Annotated in this window: 11 protein-coding genes, 1 pseudogene and 1 riboswitch; of the genes and pseudogenes, 4 read left to right on the top strand and 8 right to left on the bottom strand. The window is 62.4% G+C overall.

Annotated features, from left to right (window positions below; genetic code table 11):
* Nucleotides 1–5 precede the first annotated feature (5 nt).
* The 3 genes from ACFRFQ_RS10075 to ACFRFQ_RS10065 all read right to left on the bottom strand — a co-directional run bounded on the left by ACFRFQ_RS10075 (nt 6) and on the right by ACFRFQ_RS10065 (nt 2,779).
* Entirely contained in the window at nt 6–620 is a 615-nt protein-coding gene (locus tag ACFRFQ_RS10075) for a hypothetical protein (RefSeq protein WP_378656385.1), read from the bottom strand.
* A gap of 130 nt (nt 621–750) precedes the next feature.
* On the bottom strand, nt 751–2,073 hold the full coding sequence (locus tag ACFRFQ_RS10070) for an aminotransferase class V-fold PLP-dependent enzyme (RefSeq protein ID WP_378656382.1): 1,323 nt from the start codon (nt 2,071–2,073) through the stop codon (nt 751–753).
* 54 nt (nt 2,074–2,127) lie between these two features.
* A riboswitch (SAM riboswitch) is annotated at nt 2,128–2,242 on the bottom strand.
* A gap of 210 nt (nt 2,243–2,452) precedes the next feature.
* Nucleotides 2,453–2,779, bottom strand: coding sequence for a hypothetical protein (locus ACFRFQ_RS10065; RefSeq protein WP_378656379.1), 327 nt, complete (start codon nt 2,777–2,779; stop codon nt 2,453–2,455).
* A 496-nt stretch (nt 2,780–3,275) separates the two neighbouring features.
* Between ACFRFQ_RS10065 and ACFRFQ_RS10060 the strand changes: the two genes are divergently transcribed.
* From ACFRFQ_RS10060 to ACFRFQ_RS10050, 3 genes are all read left to right on the top strand, one after another.
* Nucleotides 3,276–5,129, top strand: coding sequence for a BCCT family transporter (locus tag ACFRFQ_RS10060; RefSeq protein WP_378656376.1), 1,854 nt, complete (start codon nt 3,276–3,278; stop codon nt 5,127–5,129).
* A 94-nt stretch (nt 5,130–5,223) separates the two neighbouring features.
* On the top strand, nt 5,224–9,138 hold the full coding sequence (locus ACFRFQ_RS10055; protein ID WP_378656373.1) for a Pls/PosA family non-ribosomal peptide synthetase: 3,915 nt from the start codon (nt 5,224–5,226) through the stop codon (nt 9,136–9,138).
* An 11-nt stretch (nt 9,139–9,149) separates the two neighbouring features.
* Nucleotides 9,150–10,454, top strand: coding sequence for a M1 family metallopeptidase (locus ACFRFQ_RS10050; RefSeq protein ID WP_378657382.1), 1,305 nt, complete (start codon nt 9,150–9,152; stop codon nt 10,452–10,454).
* Nucleotides 10,455–10,460: 6 nt separating this feature from the next.
* Here the strand turns inward: ACFRFQ_RS10050 and ACFRFQ_RS10045 are convergent, their stop codons facing one another.
* From ACFRFQ_RS10045 to ACFRFQ_RS10025, 5 genes are read right to left on the bottom strand one after another with little or no spacing between them, the layout of a single operon-like run.
* On the bottom strand, nt 10,461–10,865 hold the full coding sequence (locus tag ACFRFQ_RS10045; RefSeq protein WP_378656370.1) for a DUF4259 domain-containing protein: 405 nt from the start codon (nt 10,863–10,865) through the stop codon (nt 10,461–10,463).
* Between the two features lie 30 nt (nt 10,866–10,895).
* Nucleotides 10,896–12,170, bottom strand: a complete 1,275-nt coding sequence (locus ACFRFQ_RS10040) for an MFS transporter (protein ID WP_378656367.1) — start codon at nt 12,168–12,170, stop codon at nt 10,896–10,898.
* Complete coding sequence (locus ACFRFQ_RS10035) at nt 12,170–12,814, bottom strand: GntR family transcriptional regulator (protein ID WP_378656364.1); 645 nt, start codon at nt 12,812–12,814, stop codon at nt 12,170–12,172. The genes ACFRFQ_RS10040 and ACFRFQ_RS10035 overlap by 1 nt, the downstream gene beginning before the upstream one ends.
* A gap of 34 nt (nt 12,815–12,848) precedes the next feature.
* Entirely contained in the window at nt 12,849–13,646 is a 798-nt protein-coding gene (locus ACFRFQ_RS10030; RefSeq protein WP_378656361.1) for an SDR family NAD(P)-dependent oxidoreductase, read from the bottom strand.
* A gap of 26 nt (nt 13,647–13,672) precedes the next feature.
* A complete protein-coding gene (locus tag ACFRFQ_RS10025) occupies nt 13,673–14,131 on the bottom strand; it encodes a carboxymuconolactone decarboxylase family protein (protein ID WP_378656358.1) in 459 nt (152 codons plus the stop codon).
* 50 nt (nt 14,132–14,181) lie between these two features.
* On the opposite strand from ACFRFQ_RS10025, the pseudogene ACFRFQ_RS10020 reads away from it, so the two are divergent.
* A pseudogene (locus tag ACFRFQ_RS10020) lies at nt 14,182–15,569 on the top strand (PLP-dependent aminotransferase family protein).
* Nucleotides 15,570–15,822: the final 253 nt, after the last annotated feature.

Below are 15,822 nucleotides of genomic sequence, written 5' to 3'. Positions count from 1 at the left end.
AACCTTCAGGACGCGAGAGTGCGCTGACGCTGCGGCAACCCGAAGCGACCGAGAACCTCGTCGACTGCGGTGGCCGGAGTCACCAGACCCCGCGACTGTAGCCACGGAATGGTCTCGCCGACAAGATGTTCGAGAGTGCGAGGCAGCGACAACGGGAGCAAGGTCACACCATCTGCGACGTCGGCAGCCCGAATATCGGCGATCAAACTGCCGAGCCCGGACGGCGTACCGACGTAGTGCAGCGAAGCCGGGACTCGCGGGACGCTCAGCGCACTGTCCAACTGCGCCAACTCTTTACGCGCAGCGCGCGCTTCCGGGGCAATCAGGATTTCGAGATCGACCAATACTGCAACGGAGTCGGGATCGCGGCCGTCCTCGGCAATCGCTGCACGGATCTGGGCTCGCTGAGCCTGCGCGTCACGCAGGTCGGCGGCGCGGATTCGAATGACATTGACAGGGAAGGCCGTCAGATCGAGAAGGGTGTCACCTTCGGTGAGATCTACCCAGTAGTCTGCGCCGATGAGTGGCAGGTTTCCGGGAGCCCCTTCGGCGGCGGGATGGTGGCCGAATCCGGTCAGCTCAACAGCTACGTGCAGGGAGTGTGATGCGATAGAAGACATGTGTATCTCCGAAAGTATGGAGGGAGGGGTGAGCGCGAGACGATCGTCAGCTCGTACACATTCCAAACGTCGCAGTTGCCATGCCTGCCATGTTAGTTGCCTATTTCAGTCAGTGCATCCGGATGTGAGCTCAGACGCATTCGGCTGCGCCGGCGTCGCCGGCGGTGCCACCAAGGAAAGTGCGGGTCTCGGGCACGGGATTCCATGCACCGGAGGTCTTCTCGTAGTTCCAATCACGCTGATTGGAAACCAGGATGCTCACGGCGTTGATCAGGCGATCCACGTCGTCAGAACTGCTGCCCAATCCGAGGCTGGCGCGGACGGCACCGCCGGACAGGCCGAGACGAGAGAGCAGCGGGTGCGCGCAGAAGCGTCCGTCGCGGACGCCGATACCGTGTTCTGCGGAGAGGAAGGCGGCAACCTCGCCGGCTTCGTATCCGTCGACGGTGAAGGTGACAATTCCGACGGCGTCAGGAGCATCGGCCCACAAGCGGAGCAGGTTGACGCCCGCGATGGCATCCAGTCCGTCGGTCAGCTGAGCGGTAAGCGCCTTCTCGTGCTCCGCGATCACATCGAAGTCGAGCGCGGTCAGCGCGTCGCAGGCTGCGGCGATTGCAGCAGCACCGAGAACGTTGGGCGAACCGGCCTCGTGACGGGCGGGAGCGCAGGCCCACTCGGTGGACTCGATGGTCACCTCACGGACAGCGCCGCCACCGGCGAGGTACGGCTTGGCCTCGTCGAGCCAGTCACGGCGACCGACGAGGACGCCGGCACCGAAGGGCGCGTACAGCTTGTGACCGGAGAACGCGAGGTAGTCGACTCCACATTCCTGCAGGTCGATACGACGGTGGGGAGCCAACTGAGCAGCGTCGACGAGGATACGTGCACCACAACGGTGCGCAATGTCCGCAAGGCGTGCGATCGGCAGGATCTCGCCGGTCACGTTGGACGCTCCCGTAATGGCGAGGAGCGCGGCGGGCTTGGTGCACAGCTCCGCGATCAGTCGCTCGATGGTTTCTTCGACGGTATCGGCGGCCGTGACGATACGAGCGTCGTTCCAGGGCAACAGGTTTGCGTGGTGCTCGATGTCGAGAACGACGGTGCTACCGGGCACGGACTGAGCGAGGAGGTTGAGCGAGTCAGTGGTGTTGCGGGTGAAGACGACAACCTGATCGTCGGCGCAGTTCACAAAGCGTGCAACCGATTCGCGAGCGTTCTCGTAGGTCAGCGTGGAGATCCGGGAGGCGTATCCGGCACCACGGTGGACGCTGGCGTAGGTGGGAAGAAGTTCCGCAATACGGTCGGTGACCTGGGCCAATGCCGGCGCGCTCGCTGCGTAGTCGAAGTTCGCATAGGAACACTCGCCACCTTGGACGAGGGGAACCTGCAGGTCGGCGCCGGAAACGTTGGCGATGGGAGCGGTGCAGGTATCGGCACTCAGAACAGCAGTCATCGAAGACAATCCTCACGTTCAAGGACTCATTCGTTCGGGTGATGTTCCCGGAAGAGTCCGCGCTTGCCGAATCCGTTTTCGGATACAGCCGGGTCGTCACCCGGAGCACCCCACCGCGGAGGAGGGTTGCCGACCAGCAAGCCGGGGCTGAACACTGGTACTCGTGACCTGCAAACGAGAATGGCAGGACTCCGGCGGCTTGTCAACTCGGAGGGATGAAGAATTTTTCCTGGCCGGCCGACCGTTCGGCACACGAGGTGAAGGGCACGTCTCCTGGTCGAGCTACGCCGACAGTTCTTCGACAATGAACCGAGTGAATTTCGCGTCGAATGTCCCTATGTTGCAACATGACCCGGCTGTCGGCCTGCACGCTGCCGCGTCACTCGCCCTGAATCGACAAGTCCGGCCACGGCGGTCGACGAAGAACCGCCAGTGTTGCGATCACGGCGGCCGCCAATCCGATAACCTCCCCCAACAACGCAATTCTCGACTGATCCGTTGCCGGCACCCATAGCGCCTTGCCGTCCCGAATGGAGAACACTCCAACGGGCACCGCAATCGGGTCGCCGCGCCATCGCCGATGCAGGCGTGAAACCGCGATGATCGTCGTTCCATCGCTGGTCTCGTAGGGTTCGGAGAAGATCTTCGCAACACCGGACTCTGCGCGAAGTTGCTCCACTGCATCCTGAATCTCCATAGTCACCATGGTCGCACCGATACAGCGGAACTGTGCGAATATCGACCCGTTGGCCGAGCCGGAAAAGGGGCGGCGGCGTACATAGTTGCGACCGTCACAGTCACGTTTCGGTATCGACCCCGCCCATCATTGATATTGCGGGAAATTGCGAGTTAAGCATCTGACCGACAAAGAGTTTCGCCGAACTTGACAATCGCTTGACAGTGCTGAATCACATGAGATCGACATCCCCTCTCAGCCCCAAGAGAATTCGTCGTTCCATCTCTGAAATGCAGACCAATGTTGCTACTGTGCAACATTTTACAGCGAAATTCCGGCGACGAGGAAGCAAATGTCATGACAATGCACCATCTTTCGTTGAGTTGAGTTGCCGGAAGCCTGCCGTTAGTTTGGAATGCAAAGCAATAGCCCGGTCTTTACTGCGATGGTGCGAGCGTTTGCCCACCTACGCGACCTGTGGCCGCCGAAGTGGCGATAAGCACGCTGAACTGTGTGAAGGAGCGAGATGACTGCGGTCAAAAGCGCGTGGAGGGGATTGCGGAAACCCGTATTCGTCCCGGCATCGATAGCGATCTTCGGGCTGATCGCCTTTGCCGTGATCTATTCCGGAACTGCGGCCGACGCGTTCCAAAGCCTGAACAACGCCATCACTGATGGCGTCGGCTGGTGGTACATCCTGTCCGCCACCGGATTTGTGGTCTTTGCCCTCTACTGCGCGATCAGCCGGATCGGCAATATCAGACTCGGCCGCGACGACGAACAACCCGAATTCGGCATGATGTCGTGGTTTGCCATGCTTTTCAGTGCCGGCATGGGCATCGGATTGGTGTTTTACGGAGTGGCCGAACCACTTTCACACTACGTGGACCCGCCAGTCGCGGGCCGGGTAGCAGGATCCACCGACGCGGCCGCAAATCAAGCCATGGAACTGACAATGTTCCACTGGGGCCTGCACGCGTGGGCGATCTACGTTGTCGTCGGTCTCGGACTGGCGTACATGACGTACCGCAAGGGTCGCCCCCTGTCGATCCGGTGGCTCCTCGAACCCCTACTCGGACGCGCTCGCATCGAGGGCAAGATCGGGCACGCCATCGACGTCGTCGCGATCGTCGGCACCCTGTTCGGCGTTGCAACATCGCTCGGATTCGGTGTGCAGCAGATCACCGCCGGCCTCGACTACCTCGGCTGGGTGGAGACCGACAATTGGTTGGTCGTCGCCATCATCGTCATCGTGACCGGCATGGCCACGTTCTCGGTGGTCTCCGGTGTCACCAAGGGACTGAAGTGGCTTTCCAACATCAACATGATCCTGGCTGCGGCCCTTGCTCTGTTCGTCCTGGTCCTCGGCCCCACACTGTTCCTTCTCCAGTCCTGGGTGCAGAACCTCGGCGGCTACGTACAGGCCCTTCCGGAACTGATGCTGCGCACCTCTCCGTTCGCCGACGACGGCTGGGCAGGCGCGTGGACGATCTTCTACTGGGGATGGTGGATGAGTTGGGCGCCGTTTGTCGGAATGTTCATCGCCCGCATTTCTCGTGGACGCACCATCCGTGAATTCGTATTCGGTGTTCTGCTCGCGCCCACACTCGTCGGTTCACTGTGGTTCACGATCTTCGGCAACTCCGGCATCCTGCGTCAACGCAACGAGGGCACCATGCTCGACGCGTCCGGCGCCGTCGACACCAACACGTCGTTGTTCACGCTGCTCGACGGGCTTCCGCTCGGAACGATCTCGAGTGTTCTCGCCATCGTGGTCATCGTGTTCTTCTTCGTGACGTCCGCCGACTCGGGTTCGATCGTCATCGACATCCTCGCGACGGGCGGCAATCTGGAGACATCCAAGATCACGCGGGTCTACTGGACGTTCCTGTCCGGCGCTGCCTCGGCTGTTCTGCTGCTGGTGGGTGGCAGCGGATCTCTGACGGCCCTGCAAACCGTGGCGATCGCAACCGCCGTACCGTTCTCGATCATCATGGTGCTGGCCTGCCTGTCCATGCTCAAGGCGTTCCGATACGAGGTCGCCGCAGCTCCGCGGTACTTGCGGATCTCCACCACGAACAGTTCGGCCGACGTGCCACAACCGTCGAGCAAACGATTGCGTGACCTGAACATCTCGTCCAGCTTCGCGGGGCTGGCACCGTCACAATCGGGTATCACCACTGATCCAAGTGATACTCACATGTTCGTCGCGGTCCACGAAGTACCGCAGCACGCGGTCAACATCGATCCCGATACCGGCGTCGTCGACATCTCCGCAGATTCTCGCGCCGTCGACCCTCTGGGCGGAGAGGTCTTCGACACGCCTGAGTTCGCCGATTCGGCCGAAGGGCACCTGCAGAACGCCACGAACTCGGAATAAGCGCAGTGTCGGCATGTTGCATTAGGCAGAACTGTTCACCAACTCGCAAACTTGTCATGAGATAACAACTCGACAGGTCGCACGACTAAAGATCATGAGCAGAACAGGATCAACGGGTTTGCCACTCCAGCCGCAGTCGACGGAATCGTCTATCGGGATTCCGCCAGTATTCCTACGTTCGGGGCAGGCACCTGCGCCGCGCACTCTCATCGACATCGTGCGGGCATCCGCGCAGGCGAACCCCGAAGCACCCGCCATCGACGACGGTGAGACGACGCTGTCGTACGCCGAACTGCTGAGCGAAATCGAACAGGGTGCGCGCTGGCTCGCCGACGCCGGAGTCGGCGCGGGTGATCGCGTCGGCATCCGGATGCCGTCCGGTTCACGGTCGCTGTACGTGGCAATCCTGTCGATCCTCGGGGCCGGCGCTGCTTATGTACCCGTCGACGCCGATGATCCGGAGGAGCGCGCCGAACTGGTTTTCGGTGAAGCCCAAGTCGCCGCGATCATCACTGGCGACGGCGTCGGGCCTGGCACCGCGCCGAAGCGGCTCGAGCACCCACCCGTGCGCGATCCACTGCCCGGAGACGACGCCTGGATCATCTTCACCTCCGGATCCACCGGCACACCCAAGGGCGTCGCCGTCACCCACCTCAACGCCGCAGCGTTCGTCGACGCCGAGGCCCGCATGTTCCTTCAAGACGAGCCGATCGGTCCTGGCGACCGTGTACTCGCGGGACTGTCCGTTGCCTTCGACGCGTCGTGTGAGGAAATGTGGCTGGCGTGGCGTCATAGCGCGTGCCTGGTCCCCGCACCTCGATCACTCGTCCGCAGTGGCATGGACCTCGGCCCTTGGCTGGTCTCTCGCGATGTCAGCATCGTCTCCACCGTTCCCACGTTGGCATCGCTGTGGCCGGCCGAAGCACTCGAAGCCGTCCGTCTGCTGATTTTCGGCGGCGAAGCCTGCCCGCCCGAGCTGGCCGAGCGCTTGGCCGTCGAAGGCCGTGAAGTGTGGAATACGTACGGTCCCACGGAAGCGACAGTGGTTGCCTGCGGCGCGTTGATGGACGGCAAGAGCCCCGTCAGCATCGGACTCCCCCTCGACGGCTGGGACCTTGCCGTCGTCGACGCCCGGAACAACCCCGTCGCAGTCGGGGAGGTGGGCGAACTGGTAATCGGTGGCATCGGTCTCGCCCGCTATCTCGACCCGGCAAAAGACGCTGAGAAGTACGCGTCGATGCCCTCGCTCGGCTGGGAGCGTGCGTACCGCAGTGGGGACCTCGTCCGACTGGAGCTCGAGGGACTCATGTTCCAAGGCCGGGCCGACGATCAGGTCAAGCTCGGTGGCCGACGCATCGAACTCGGCGAGGTCGACAACGCGCTGCAGAACCTTCCCGGCGTCAGTGGCGCCGCGGCCGCGGTCAAGAAAACCGCGGCCGGAAACCAACTGCTCGTGGGATACATCGCGAGTACCGACCCCAACTTCGACCTCAAGGCCGCACACGCCACACTCAGCGAACAATTGCCGGCAGCTCTCGTTCCGCGTCTGGCATTGATGGACGAACTCCCGACGCGCACCTCCGGCAAGGTCGACCGCAACGCTCTTCCGTGGCCTCTGCCCGGAGCCGGCGAAGATGCCGGAGCCGCACTCGGACTGGACGGAACCGCAGCTTGGGTAGCCGGACTGTGGGGGTCGATTCTCGGCGCCCAGATCACCGGCCTCGACGACGATTTCTTCGAAGTGGGCGGCGGATCTCTCTCCGCCGCCCAGCTGGTGACAGCACTACGCGAGCGTTTCCCCGAGGTCACCGTCGCGCAACTCTACGATCATCCGCGGTTGGGATCTCTGGCCGAATACCTCGACGAATTGGCCCCCACCGAAACCGTCGAACCGCGCATCGTCAAGCCCACACCACTGAAAACCCAACTGGCGCAGATCGCGGCAACGGTTCCGATCACCACCCTGGCCGGACTCCAGTGGGTCACGTGGCTGGCAATCGCGAACAACGTCCTCGCCTGGTTCGTCGACGTCAGCTGGGCGCCGACGGTCTCGTGGTGGTGGATTCTGTTGGCATTCCTCGTCTTCATCACACCGGTCGGCCGGATGGCAATCGCCGTGATCGGCACCCGAGCGCTGCTACGAAACCTGCAGCCGGGCACCTACCCGCGCGGCGGCAGCGAACACATGCGGCTGTGGATCGCCCAGCGACTCACCGAAGCCAGTGGCGCAGCCAATCTTTCGGGAGCGCCGTGGATGTTGTACTACGCGCGTGCGCTCGGAGCCGACATCGGCCACGGCGTCGACCTGCACACGTTGCCGCCTGTCACCGGCATGCTCGAACTCGGCGACGGCTGCTCCGTCGAACCCGAAGTCGACCTGTCCGGCCACTGGATCGACGGCGATCTCATCCACATCGGTGAGATCAAGATCGGTGACGGCGCTTCTGTCGGTTCACGTTCCACACTTCTGCCGGGCGCACGTATCGGTCGCGGTGCCGTCGTCGAGCCCGGATCGGCTGTGTTCGGCCGGGTGAAAGCCAATCAGCAGTGGGCCGGTTCGCCAGCAGCCAAGGTCGGCAAGGCGAATCATCCGTGGCCGTCGGAACATCCGAAGCGCGCACCCGGCTGGGTTCCGGTTTACGGAGTCACATCTGTATTCCTCGCCGGTGTCCCGATTTTTGCTCTCATTGCCGGAATATCGTTGATCGGCTGGTGGATTCGTGACACCGACACCCTCGGTAGCGCAATCGCCCAGTCATTGATCGTTCTCCCCTTCGCGACGGTTCTGAGCCTGTTGGTCTTTGCCCTCATCACGCTTGTCGCGGTACGCCTGCTCTCCATCGGATTGACCGAGGGGTACCACCCCGTTCGCAGCCGAATCGGCTGGCAGGTGTGGGCCACTGAGCGTCTGCTCGACTCCGCCCGCACCTTCCTCTTCCCGCTCTACGCGAGTCTGCTGACGCCCGGTTGGTTGCGCCTCCTCGGCGCCAAGATCGGCAAGAATGTCGAAGCATCCACCGTTCTACTTCTCCCCAAGTTCACAACCGTTGCCGACGGCGCTTTCCTCGCCGACGACACCATGGTCGCCAGCTACGGCCTCGGCGGCGGCTGGATGCACATCGAGCACGCCAAGGTCGGCAAGCGTGCTTTCCTCGGCAACTCCGGCATGACCGCCCCCGGTCGACGCGTCCCCAAGAACGGTCTCGTTGCCGTGTTGTCCGCAACACCGTCGAAGGCGAAGTCCGGATCCTCCTGGCTCGGTAGCCCGCCCGTGCGTCTGCGCCGTGCAGTCGGCGACACCGACGCGGCCCGCACCTTCAACCCACCGACACGGCTCAAGATCGCCCGCGGCATCGTGGAGACCTGCCGCTTGATCCCCGTCATGGTCACCTTCGGCATCGGTCTGGGCGTGCTGTTTGCACTCGAAGCCCTCGCAAGCGCCGTCGGATTCTGGTTCGCCGCATTGCTCAGCGGCATCGTCCTGCTGATCGCGGGCGCAGTTGCCGGCGCGATCACCGTCGCAGCCAAGTGGATTGTCGTCGGCAAGATCAAGAAGGTGGAGCATCCGCTCTGGAGTTCCTTCGTCTGGCGCAACGAAGTTGCCGACGCCTTTGTCGAGACAGTCGCGGCGCCCTGGTTCGCGCGAGCCGCAACTGGTACTGCCGTACTGAACATTTTCTTGCGCGGACTCGGCGCCAAAATCGGCAAAGGGGTTTGGTGCGAGTCGTACTGGCTACCCGAAGCAGATCTCGTAACCTTGGGTGACGGGGCAACGGTCGAACGGGGGTGCGTCGTGCAAACTCACCTCTTCCATGATCGGATTATGGCCATGGACACCGTCACCTTGGGAGCAGGAGCAACACTCGGACCACACTGCGTCGCGCTACCTGCAGCCGGAATCGGCGCAGGCGCAACCGTCGGACCTGCATCATTGGTCATGCGAGGTGACACCGTTCCGCCGTCGACCCGGTGGCAGGGCAACCCTATTGCCCCGTGGGCGGCTTCGTGAAGCCGAACAAGATGCTCGACGAGCCGGTCGACCCGTACCTGCCGCAGAACGGCAACCACGGATATCGCGTCTCGCGATACGAATTGGAACTGACCTACAAGGTTTTCAGCAACCGACTGGCCGGCAAAGCCGTCATCACCGCCGTCACCACTGAGAACCGGTCCAAATTCAGCTTCGATCTTGCCCAGAACCTGCAGGTGTCCAAGGTGTCGGTCAACGGCGCCCGCGGCGCCAAGTACTCGCGTCAGAACAACAAGTTGATCATCACGCCCGGCACCAAGATCCCCGCCGGCGGGGCACTCTCGGTCACCGTTCAGTACACCGGTAACCCCGAACCCGTCAAAGGTCTCTGGGGTGAAGTCGGCTGGGAAGAACTCACCGAAGGAATCCTCGTCGCGAGCCAACCCAACGGGGCCGCGTCGTGGTTTCCGTGCGACGACCATCCCAGTTCCAAAGCGTCGTACCGCATTTCGATCACCACCGATTCTCCGTTCTACGCACTCGCCAACGGTGCATTGGTGCGTAAGCAAACCCGCGCCAGTGCAACCACGTGGGTGTACGAGCAGACCGAGCCCATGGCCACCTACCTGGCGACCATTCAGATCGGGCAGTACGAGCATCGGCAGGTCAGCTCGGGTCAGGTGCCGATCTTCGCGGTTCACCCGCCTCGACTGCACAACGAGTTCGACGTCGACTTCTCGCGGCAGCCGCAGATGCTCGACGTCTTCGGAAAACTGTTCGGCCCGTATCCCTTTGCCGACTACACCGCCGTGGTCACCGACGACGAACTCGAGATTCCCATCGAAGCCCAGGGGCTCTCGATTTTCGGCGCCAATCACTGCACCGGCCGACGCGGATCCGAACGCCTTGTCGCACACGAATTGGCGCACCAATGGTTCGGCAACAGCCTCACCATCGGGGCGTGGTGCGACATCTGGCTGCACGAAGGTTTTGCCTGTTACGCGGAATGGATCTGGTCCGAAAACTCCGGCGGACCCTCGTCCAAAACCCTTGCTGCTAACGCCTATCAAGGGCTGATGCGCAAACCTCAGGATCTCGTCCTCTGTAATCCCGGGCCGGCCCTGATGTTCGACGATCGAATCTACAAACGCGGCGCTCTCACCCTGCACACTCTGCGTGGGGTTCTCGGAGACGACAAGTTCTTCGAACTTCTCCGGCAGTGGACCACCAAACATCGCCACAGCACTGTCAGCACCGAACAGTTCACCGATCTGGCATCACGGTTCACCGACATCCCGCTGCGTCCGCTGTGGGATGCGTGGCTCAATCAGAAACCCCTGCCGCGCCGGACGTGAGCCGCGTCAGCTCAAGGCTTTGAGGCTCTCCAACCTTGTCAGGATCGGAGCCCGCCATTCCTCGACATCCTCCGGACCGTTCTCGGCCCACAGCTCGTAGAGTTCGGACGTTTCGGGGTCGCCAATTGTGCGTTCGAGTGTCGCGAGAATCCACTCCCGCTGCTCTGGCGTCAAGGACTCGGTATAGGCGACGGCATCGATGCCTTCGAGTTGCGGTGGGGCCGGTAGGAGTCCGTGCGCCACTGCAACAATTTCCGCCACTGCGATTGCCGCCTGCGAATCGTCCACCTCGACGTATTCTTCGTCGACGTGCCCGGTGAAATCGGTGATGTCGAATTCACCGGCCCGAATCGCCGATAGCAAGTCGCCGGCCGCGTCGTTCTCGAACGGTCCCGAACCCCAAGTCCCCATTGAGCGTTCCTCCTGTTTCGTGGGCCAGGCTCAGCCCGCCTTGACGATATCCGATTCATGCGCCGGGAGGTGTGACCGGGATTTGAACAGTACAAGTACGAGGCAGGCTGCGGCTGCCGCAGCGCCGAACAACAAAGTCACCGTGTAACTCAGCGCCGGAATGCTTTCCGACAGCATCGCCAAGACCGCGGGAACCGCGAACCCGATATAGGTGATCGAGTAGAACACCGCGGTCAGCCCAGCAAGGTCGTCCGGCCCGGCGATGCGCTGAATCTCGAGCAGGCCGGACACCAAGGCCATTCCGTATCCACAGCCGAGGATCGCAGCGGCAACAATCGCAACGGCAACCGTCAGCGTCGACGCCACCAGAGCCGCTGCAGCCATTCCGATTACCAGGAACACAAGCGCTACGACGGCACCTCGCGCACTGTTGTTCGTGTCGATCTTGCGCCCGAGCGACTGGATCGCAAATCCACAGGCCAGGGCAACGACACAGAGGAACGCGGAGAAGGCCACCGGGGCGTTGCCGCTGTGGCCGGTCATCAGCGCGGGAATGACGGCGTACCCGACGCTTGCTGCTCCGAACACCCACGGCGCCAACGGAACAACGACGTACAGGAATCGGCGATGACCGGCGGACGGAATCTTCAAGTCGTCACTCAACCGGCGACGCTCGTTCTTCGGCTGAGCGGCGCGAGTCTCGGGCGCCTGCCACAAGGCAACGCCTGCAAGCACAGTGATCGCGATATGCAGCACGTAAGCCAACGCACTCGGCAGTGGTGCCCATTGCGCCAACACACCCGCGAAGCCCGCGCCCAACGCAAAACCAGCGGTCAAACTCATGGCGGCGCGTCTGGCGCCCGCGCCTTCGTTGGCGTCCGGATCCCAGGGAGCCGAGGATAGTTCCTTCACCCAGGAACCGCCGACGGCCATGCCGATACCCAGTGCGATGCCGCACAGGATACGGCCGACAATCAGAACAGCCGCGGAATCCGCCCCGAAAGCCAGCAGCGTCGAGCCGGCGATCGCGATGAACGGAGCCGGGAGCATGATCGGGCGCCGACCCAGCCGATCGGACAGCGGGCCACCGAGCAAGAGCGCAGGAACGATACCCACCACGTAGGCAAAGAGGAAGAAGTCGACCATCACGGGCGAATAGCCGTGATCGACCCGGTACATCACCAACAGCGGCGTGAATTCGTTGCCGCCCCAGGCAACTGCGAACATACTGGCCGCAACCATGAGCCACACTCGGGCAGAACGGTTGTCCGTGGACTTGTTCGACAACAAGGTTTCGACGCTCATCACAGTTCTCCCCGCAGTCCGAGTCCGTGAACCCGACGCATATGCGCGAGCACCGCGTCGTTGTACGCATCGGCGTCGCCGGCCTCGACCAGGCTGATCAGTTCGGTGTGGTCTTCGAGAATCCTCGACAGTTTTCCCGGGTCGAGCGCGATGGACCGTGCTGTCATCCGGCGCTGCCGATCACGCAGACCCGCGTAGAAAGTGTCGAGCAGAGGATTACCGCCCGCAGCAACGATCGTCTTGTGGAAATCTGCGTCGGCGGCACTGAAGGCCGCGACGTCGCCACGATCTGCAATCTCACGCTGCTCAGCCACACTCGCCGTCAACGCTGCGACCAAACCGCTACGGGACTGAGGCCGGTCAGCCACAACGCGCACGCTCTGCGTCTCCACCAGTTGCCGCGCCGCGACCACATGCTCGGCCTCGCCGTCAGCCACGGGGACGATCAATGCACCCTTCTTCGGGTACAGGCGCATCCAGCCTTCGGCTTCGAGACGAAGAAACGCTTCTCGCACAGGAGTGCGACTGCACTCCATCCGACTGGCGATCTCGCCCTCACTGATGAGCTCACCACCGGGCAACTCGCCGGACAGGATGAGTTCCTTCACCTCGCGGAATACCGACTCCGCCGTAGAATGCAACATAGACACAAGATGTATTTATACTCCTCCGTGCAGGTCAGTAGTACACCGGCCCCGGAATACCGCCGCCGACGGCCACCGCGTCACCCGTGATCGAGACACTGCGCGGCGACGCCAGGAACGTGACGACATCGGCCACCTCGGCCGCGTCGACGATCTTGCGAATCGAATTGGTGGCAATTCCCGCTTCCACCTCGGCGAGCGAACGACCCGTCAGGTTCATCTCGTCTTCGATCCGCGCATCGAGTCGCTCGGTCCGAGTCACGCCGGGATGAACCACCGTCACGTTGATTCCGCTCGGCCCCAACTCGTCGGCCAGGTTCTTCGTCAACGCGGAGACGCTGACGTTGCGTACCGTATGTGCAATCGAGGTGGCCGTACGCGCGCCCAATCCGCTGATGTTGATGATCCGGCCCCACCCCTGCGCCACCATGTGCGGCGCAACTGCCCGGGCCGTACGGAGATAGCCGAGAACCTTGACCTCGACTTCGTCCCGCACGACATCATCGGTTGTCGACCAGAAATCCGTTGGCCTACCAGCACTCCATGGCGTCGCCGCGGAATTGACCAGAATGTCGACGCCGCCAAACGTCTCGACCACCTCGAGCACCGCGGCCTGAACTGCGTCGTCGTCGCGCGTATCGGCGGCCACACCGATTGCTCGAATCCCGAACTCCGACGCCAGATCTCGGGCAGTGCCGGCCACAGTCTGTTCGGTGCGGGCGAGTATCGCGAGATCGACTCCTTCCGCCGCCAAACCTCTGGCGATCGCGAGCCCGATCCCCTTGCTACCGCCCGCAACGATTGCGCGTTTTCCCGAAAGTCGAAGATCCATGCCGCGACACTATCCAAACGACGGAGTCAGCCCCGGACAGGCGGCGCCATCCGCGAGGTGACGGCAATCCGATTCCATGCGTTGATGGTCAAGATGACGCTGATGAGCTGAGCCAGCTCGGCGTCGGCAAAGTGCTCGGACGCTTCGTTGTAGACGGCATCGGGGACAAACCCGTCGGTGAGAACTGTGACGGCCTCCGTCAACGCGAGAGCTGCGCGCTCCTTGTCGGAGTACAGACCTCGGGCTTCCTCCCACGCGTTCAGCAAGTACAGCTTCTGCTCCGTCACGCCGGCTTCGCGCGCATCACGTGTGTGCATGTCCAAGCACCACGCACAGTGATTCAACTGCGACGCACGTGTCAGCACCAACTCGACCAGCGTGGGATCCAACCCCTTACGTGCAGCACTGTCCAGTGCGATCATCGCTTTGTAAACCTCGGGTGCCAGCTGCGCAATGTTGAGTCGTTGTCCTGATGTTGTTGTCATAACTAGAACGATAATCTCGCAATGACCCTCAAACATGGTTCAATTTGTGTGTGAATTCGTGGGCCAATCTCGGTTTCGATCTGCACATAGAACTACCGCAGGGCATCGGCGTCAAAGCAGCACTTCTGCAGGCACTTCGCGACGCGATCGACGGCGGCGTCTTGAAGTCCGGCACCAGACTCCCGCCGTCGCGCACCCTTGCACACGACCTCGGCCTGGCGCGAAACACCGTGGCCGACTGCTACACCGAACTCGCTGCGGCCGGATGGCTCGTCACTCGCCAGGGATCCGGAACCGTGGTCGCTTCGCTCGCCGACTCCCGCAATAACGCGGCGCCCGCACCACCCGCGATGCGCTTCACACACAGCTTGATGCCCGGATCGCCTGACGTATCAGCCTTCCCACGTTCAGCCTGGATTTCATCTGCTCGACGAGCCCTGACCGCAGCACCCAACGACGCGTTTGCCGCCGCCGACCCGCGCGGTCGCGTCGAACTCCGCGATGCCCTTTCCGGATATCTGGGCCGACCAGAGGAGTTCGGGTAGACCCGAACCGAATAGTGATCAGCGCCAGTTCAGGTCACGGAATCTCGCTCCTGGCTCGCACACTAGGAGGAACGTTTGCAGTCGACGCTTACTGCCTTCATCTGCACCGGCAGTTGCTCAGCGACGAAGGAATCCGAACCGTCCCTGTCTCTGTTGACGAATCAGGCACGTGCACAGACGAACTCGCATCCACAGCCGCCGGAGCTACGCTATTGACGCCGGCGCACCAGTTTCCCCTCGGCGGACCCCTCAGTCCCGCACGGCGGGCAACTGCCATCGAATGGGCGTCGAGCACTGGCGGAGTCATACTGGAAGACGACTACGACGGTGAATTCCGTTACGACAGAAAGCCCGTCGGCGCACTACAGGGGATAGCCCCACAACACGTCGCGTACCTCGGAACGGTGAGCAAAACACTCTCGCCGGCCATTCGTATCGGATGGATGGTGTTGCCGGACAGATTGATCGAACCGGTGCTCGCAGTCAAGGGGCCGTACGAGCGTTGGGTCAGCTCAACCGATCAGCTAGCTCTCGCAGACTTCATCGAGTCCGGGCGGTTCGACAGTCACATTCGGAAGATGCGGGTTTCCTACCGACGACGACGCGATCAACTGGTCGCCATCTTGACACAACGAGTACCCGAAGTCCGGGTCGAGGGGATCTCCGCAGGACTTCATGCCGTAATTCGGTTGCCTCGTGGCAGCGAACAAGCCGTGATGGCTGCCGCAGACGCACGCGGTCTCGGCCTTGAAGGGCTGTCCACGTTCCGGCACCCAGACTCGTCCTGCCCCGACTCTGACGGCATTGTTGTCGGATACAGCAAACCCTCACCGTCTCAGTACCCGCGGGCACTGGAAATGCTCTGCGAGACATTGGAATCGGCACTGCAGTAGCGTCCGGTTCGCCGAGTATGCCTCGCCCCGGCATCGCGTGAACGTACCGCCGCCCCTGTCTGTCGGGGTGAGCGATACGTTCACCCCGACCACTGGTGCCGGCGACTACCGATCCCGGGGACAAATCGATTCGGGGATACGAAAAAGCCCCCCAACATTGTTGGGGGGCTTTCTCAAGTTGTGTTCGGCGGTGTCCTACTCTCCCACACCCTGTCGAGTGCAGTACCATCGGCGCTGAAGGGCTTAGCTTCCG

Source organism: Rhodococcus sp. NPDC056743, from assembly GCF_042790355.1.
In the GTDB taxonomy this organism is placed as follows: Bacteria; Actinomycetota; Actinomycetes; order Mycobacteriales; family Mycobacteriaceae; genus Rhodococcus_F.
This window is presented reverse-complemented; position numbering and strand designations above follow the sequence as displayed.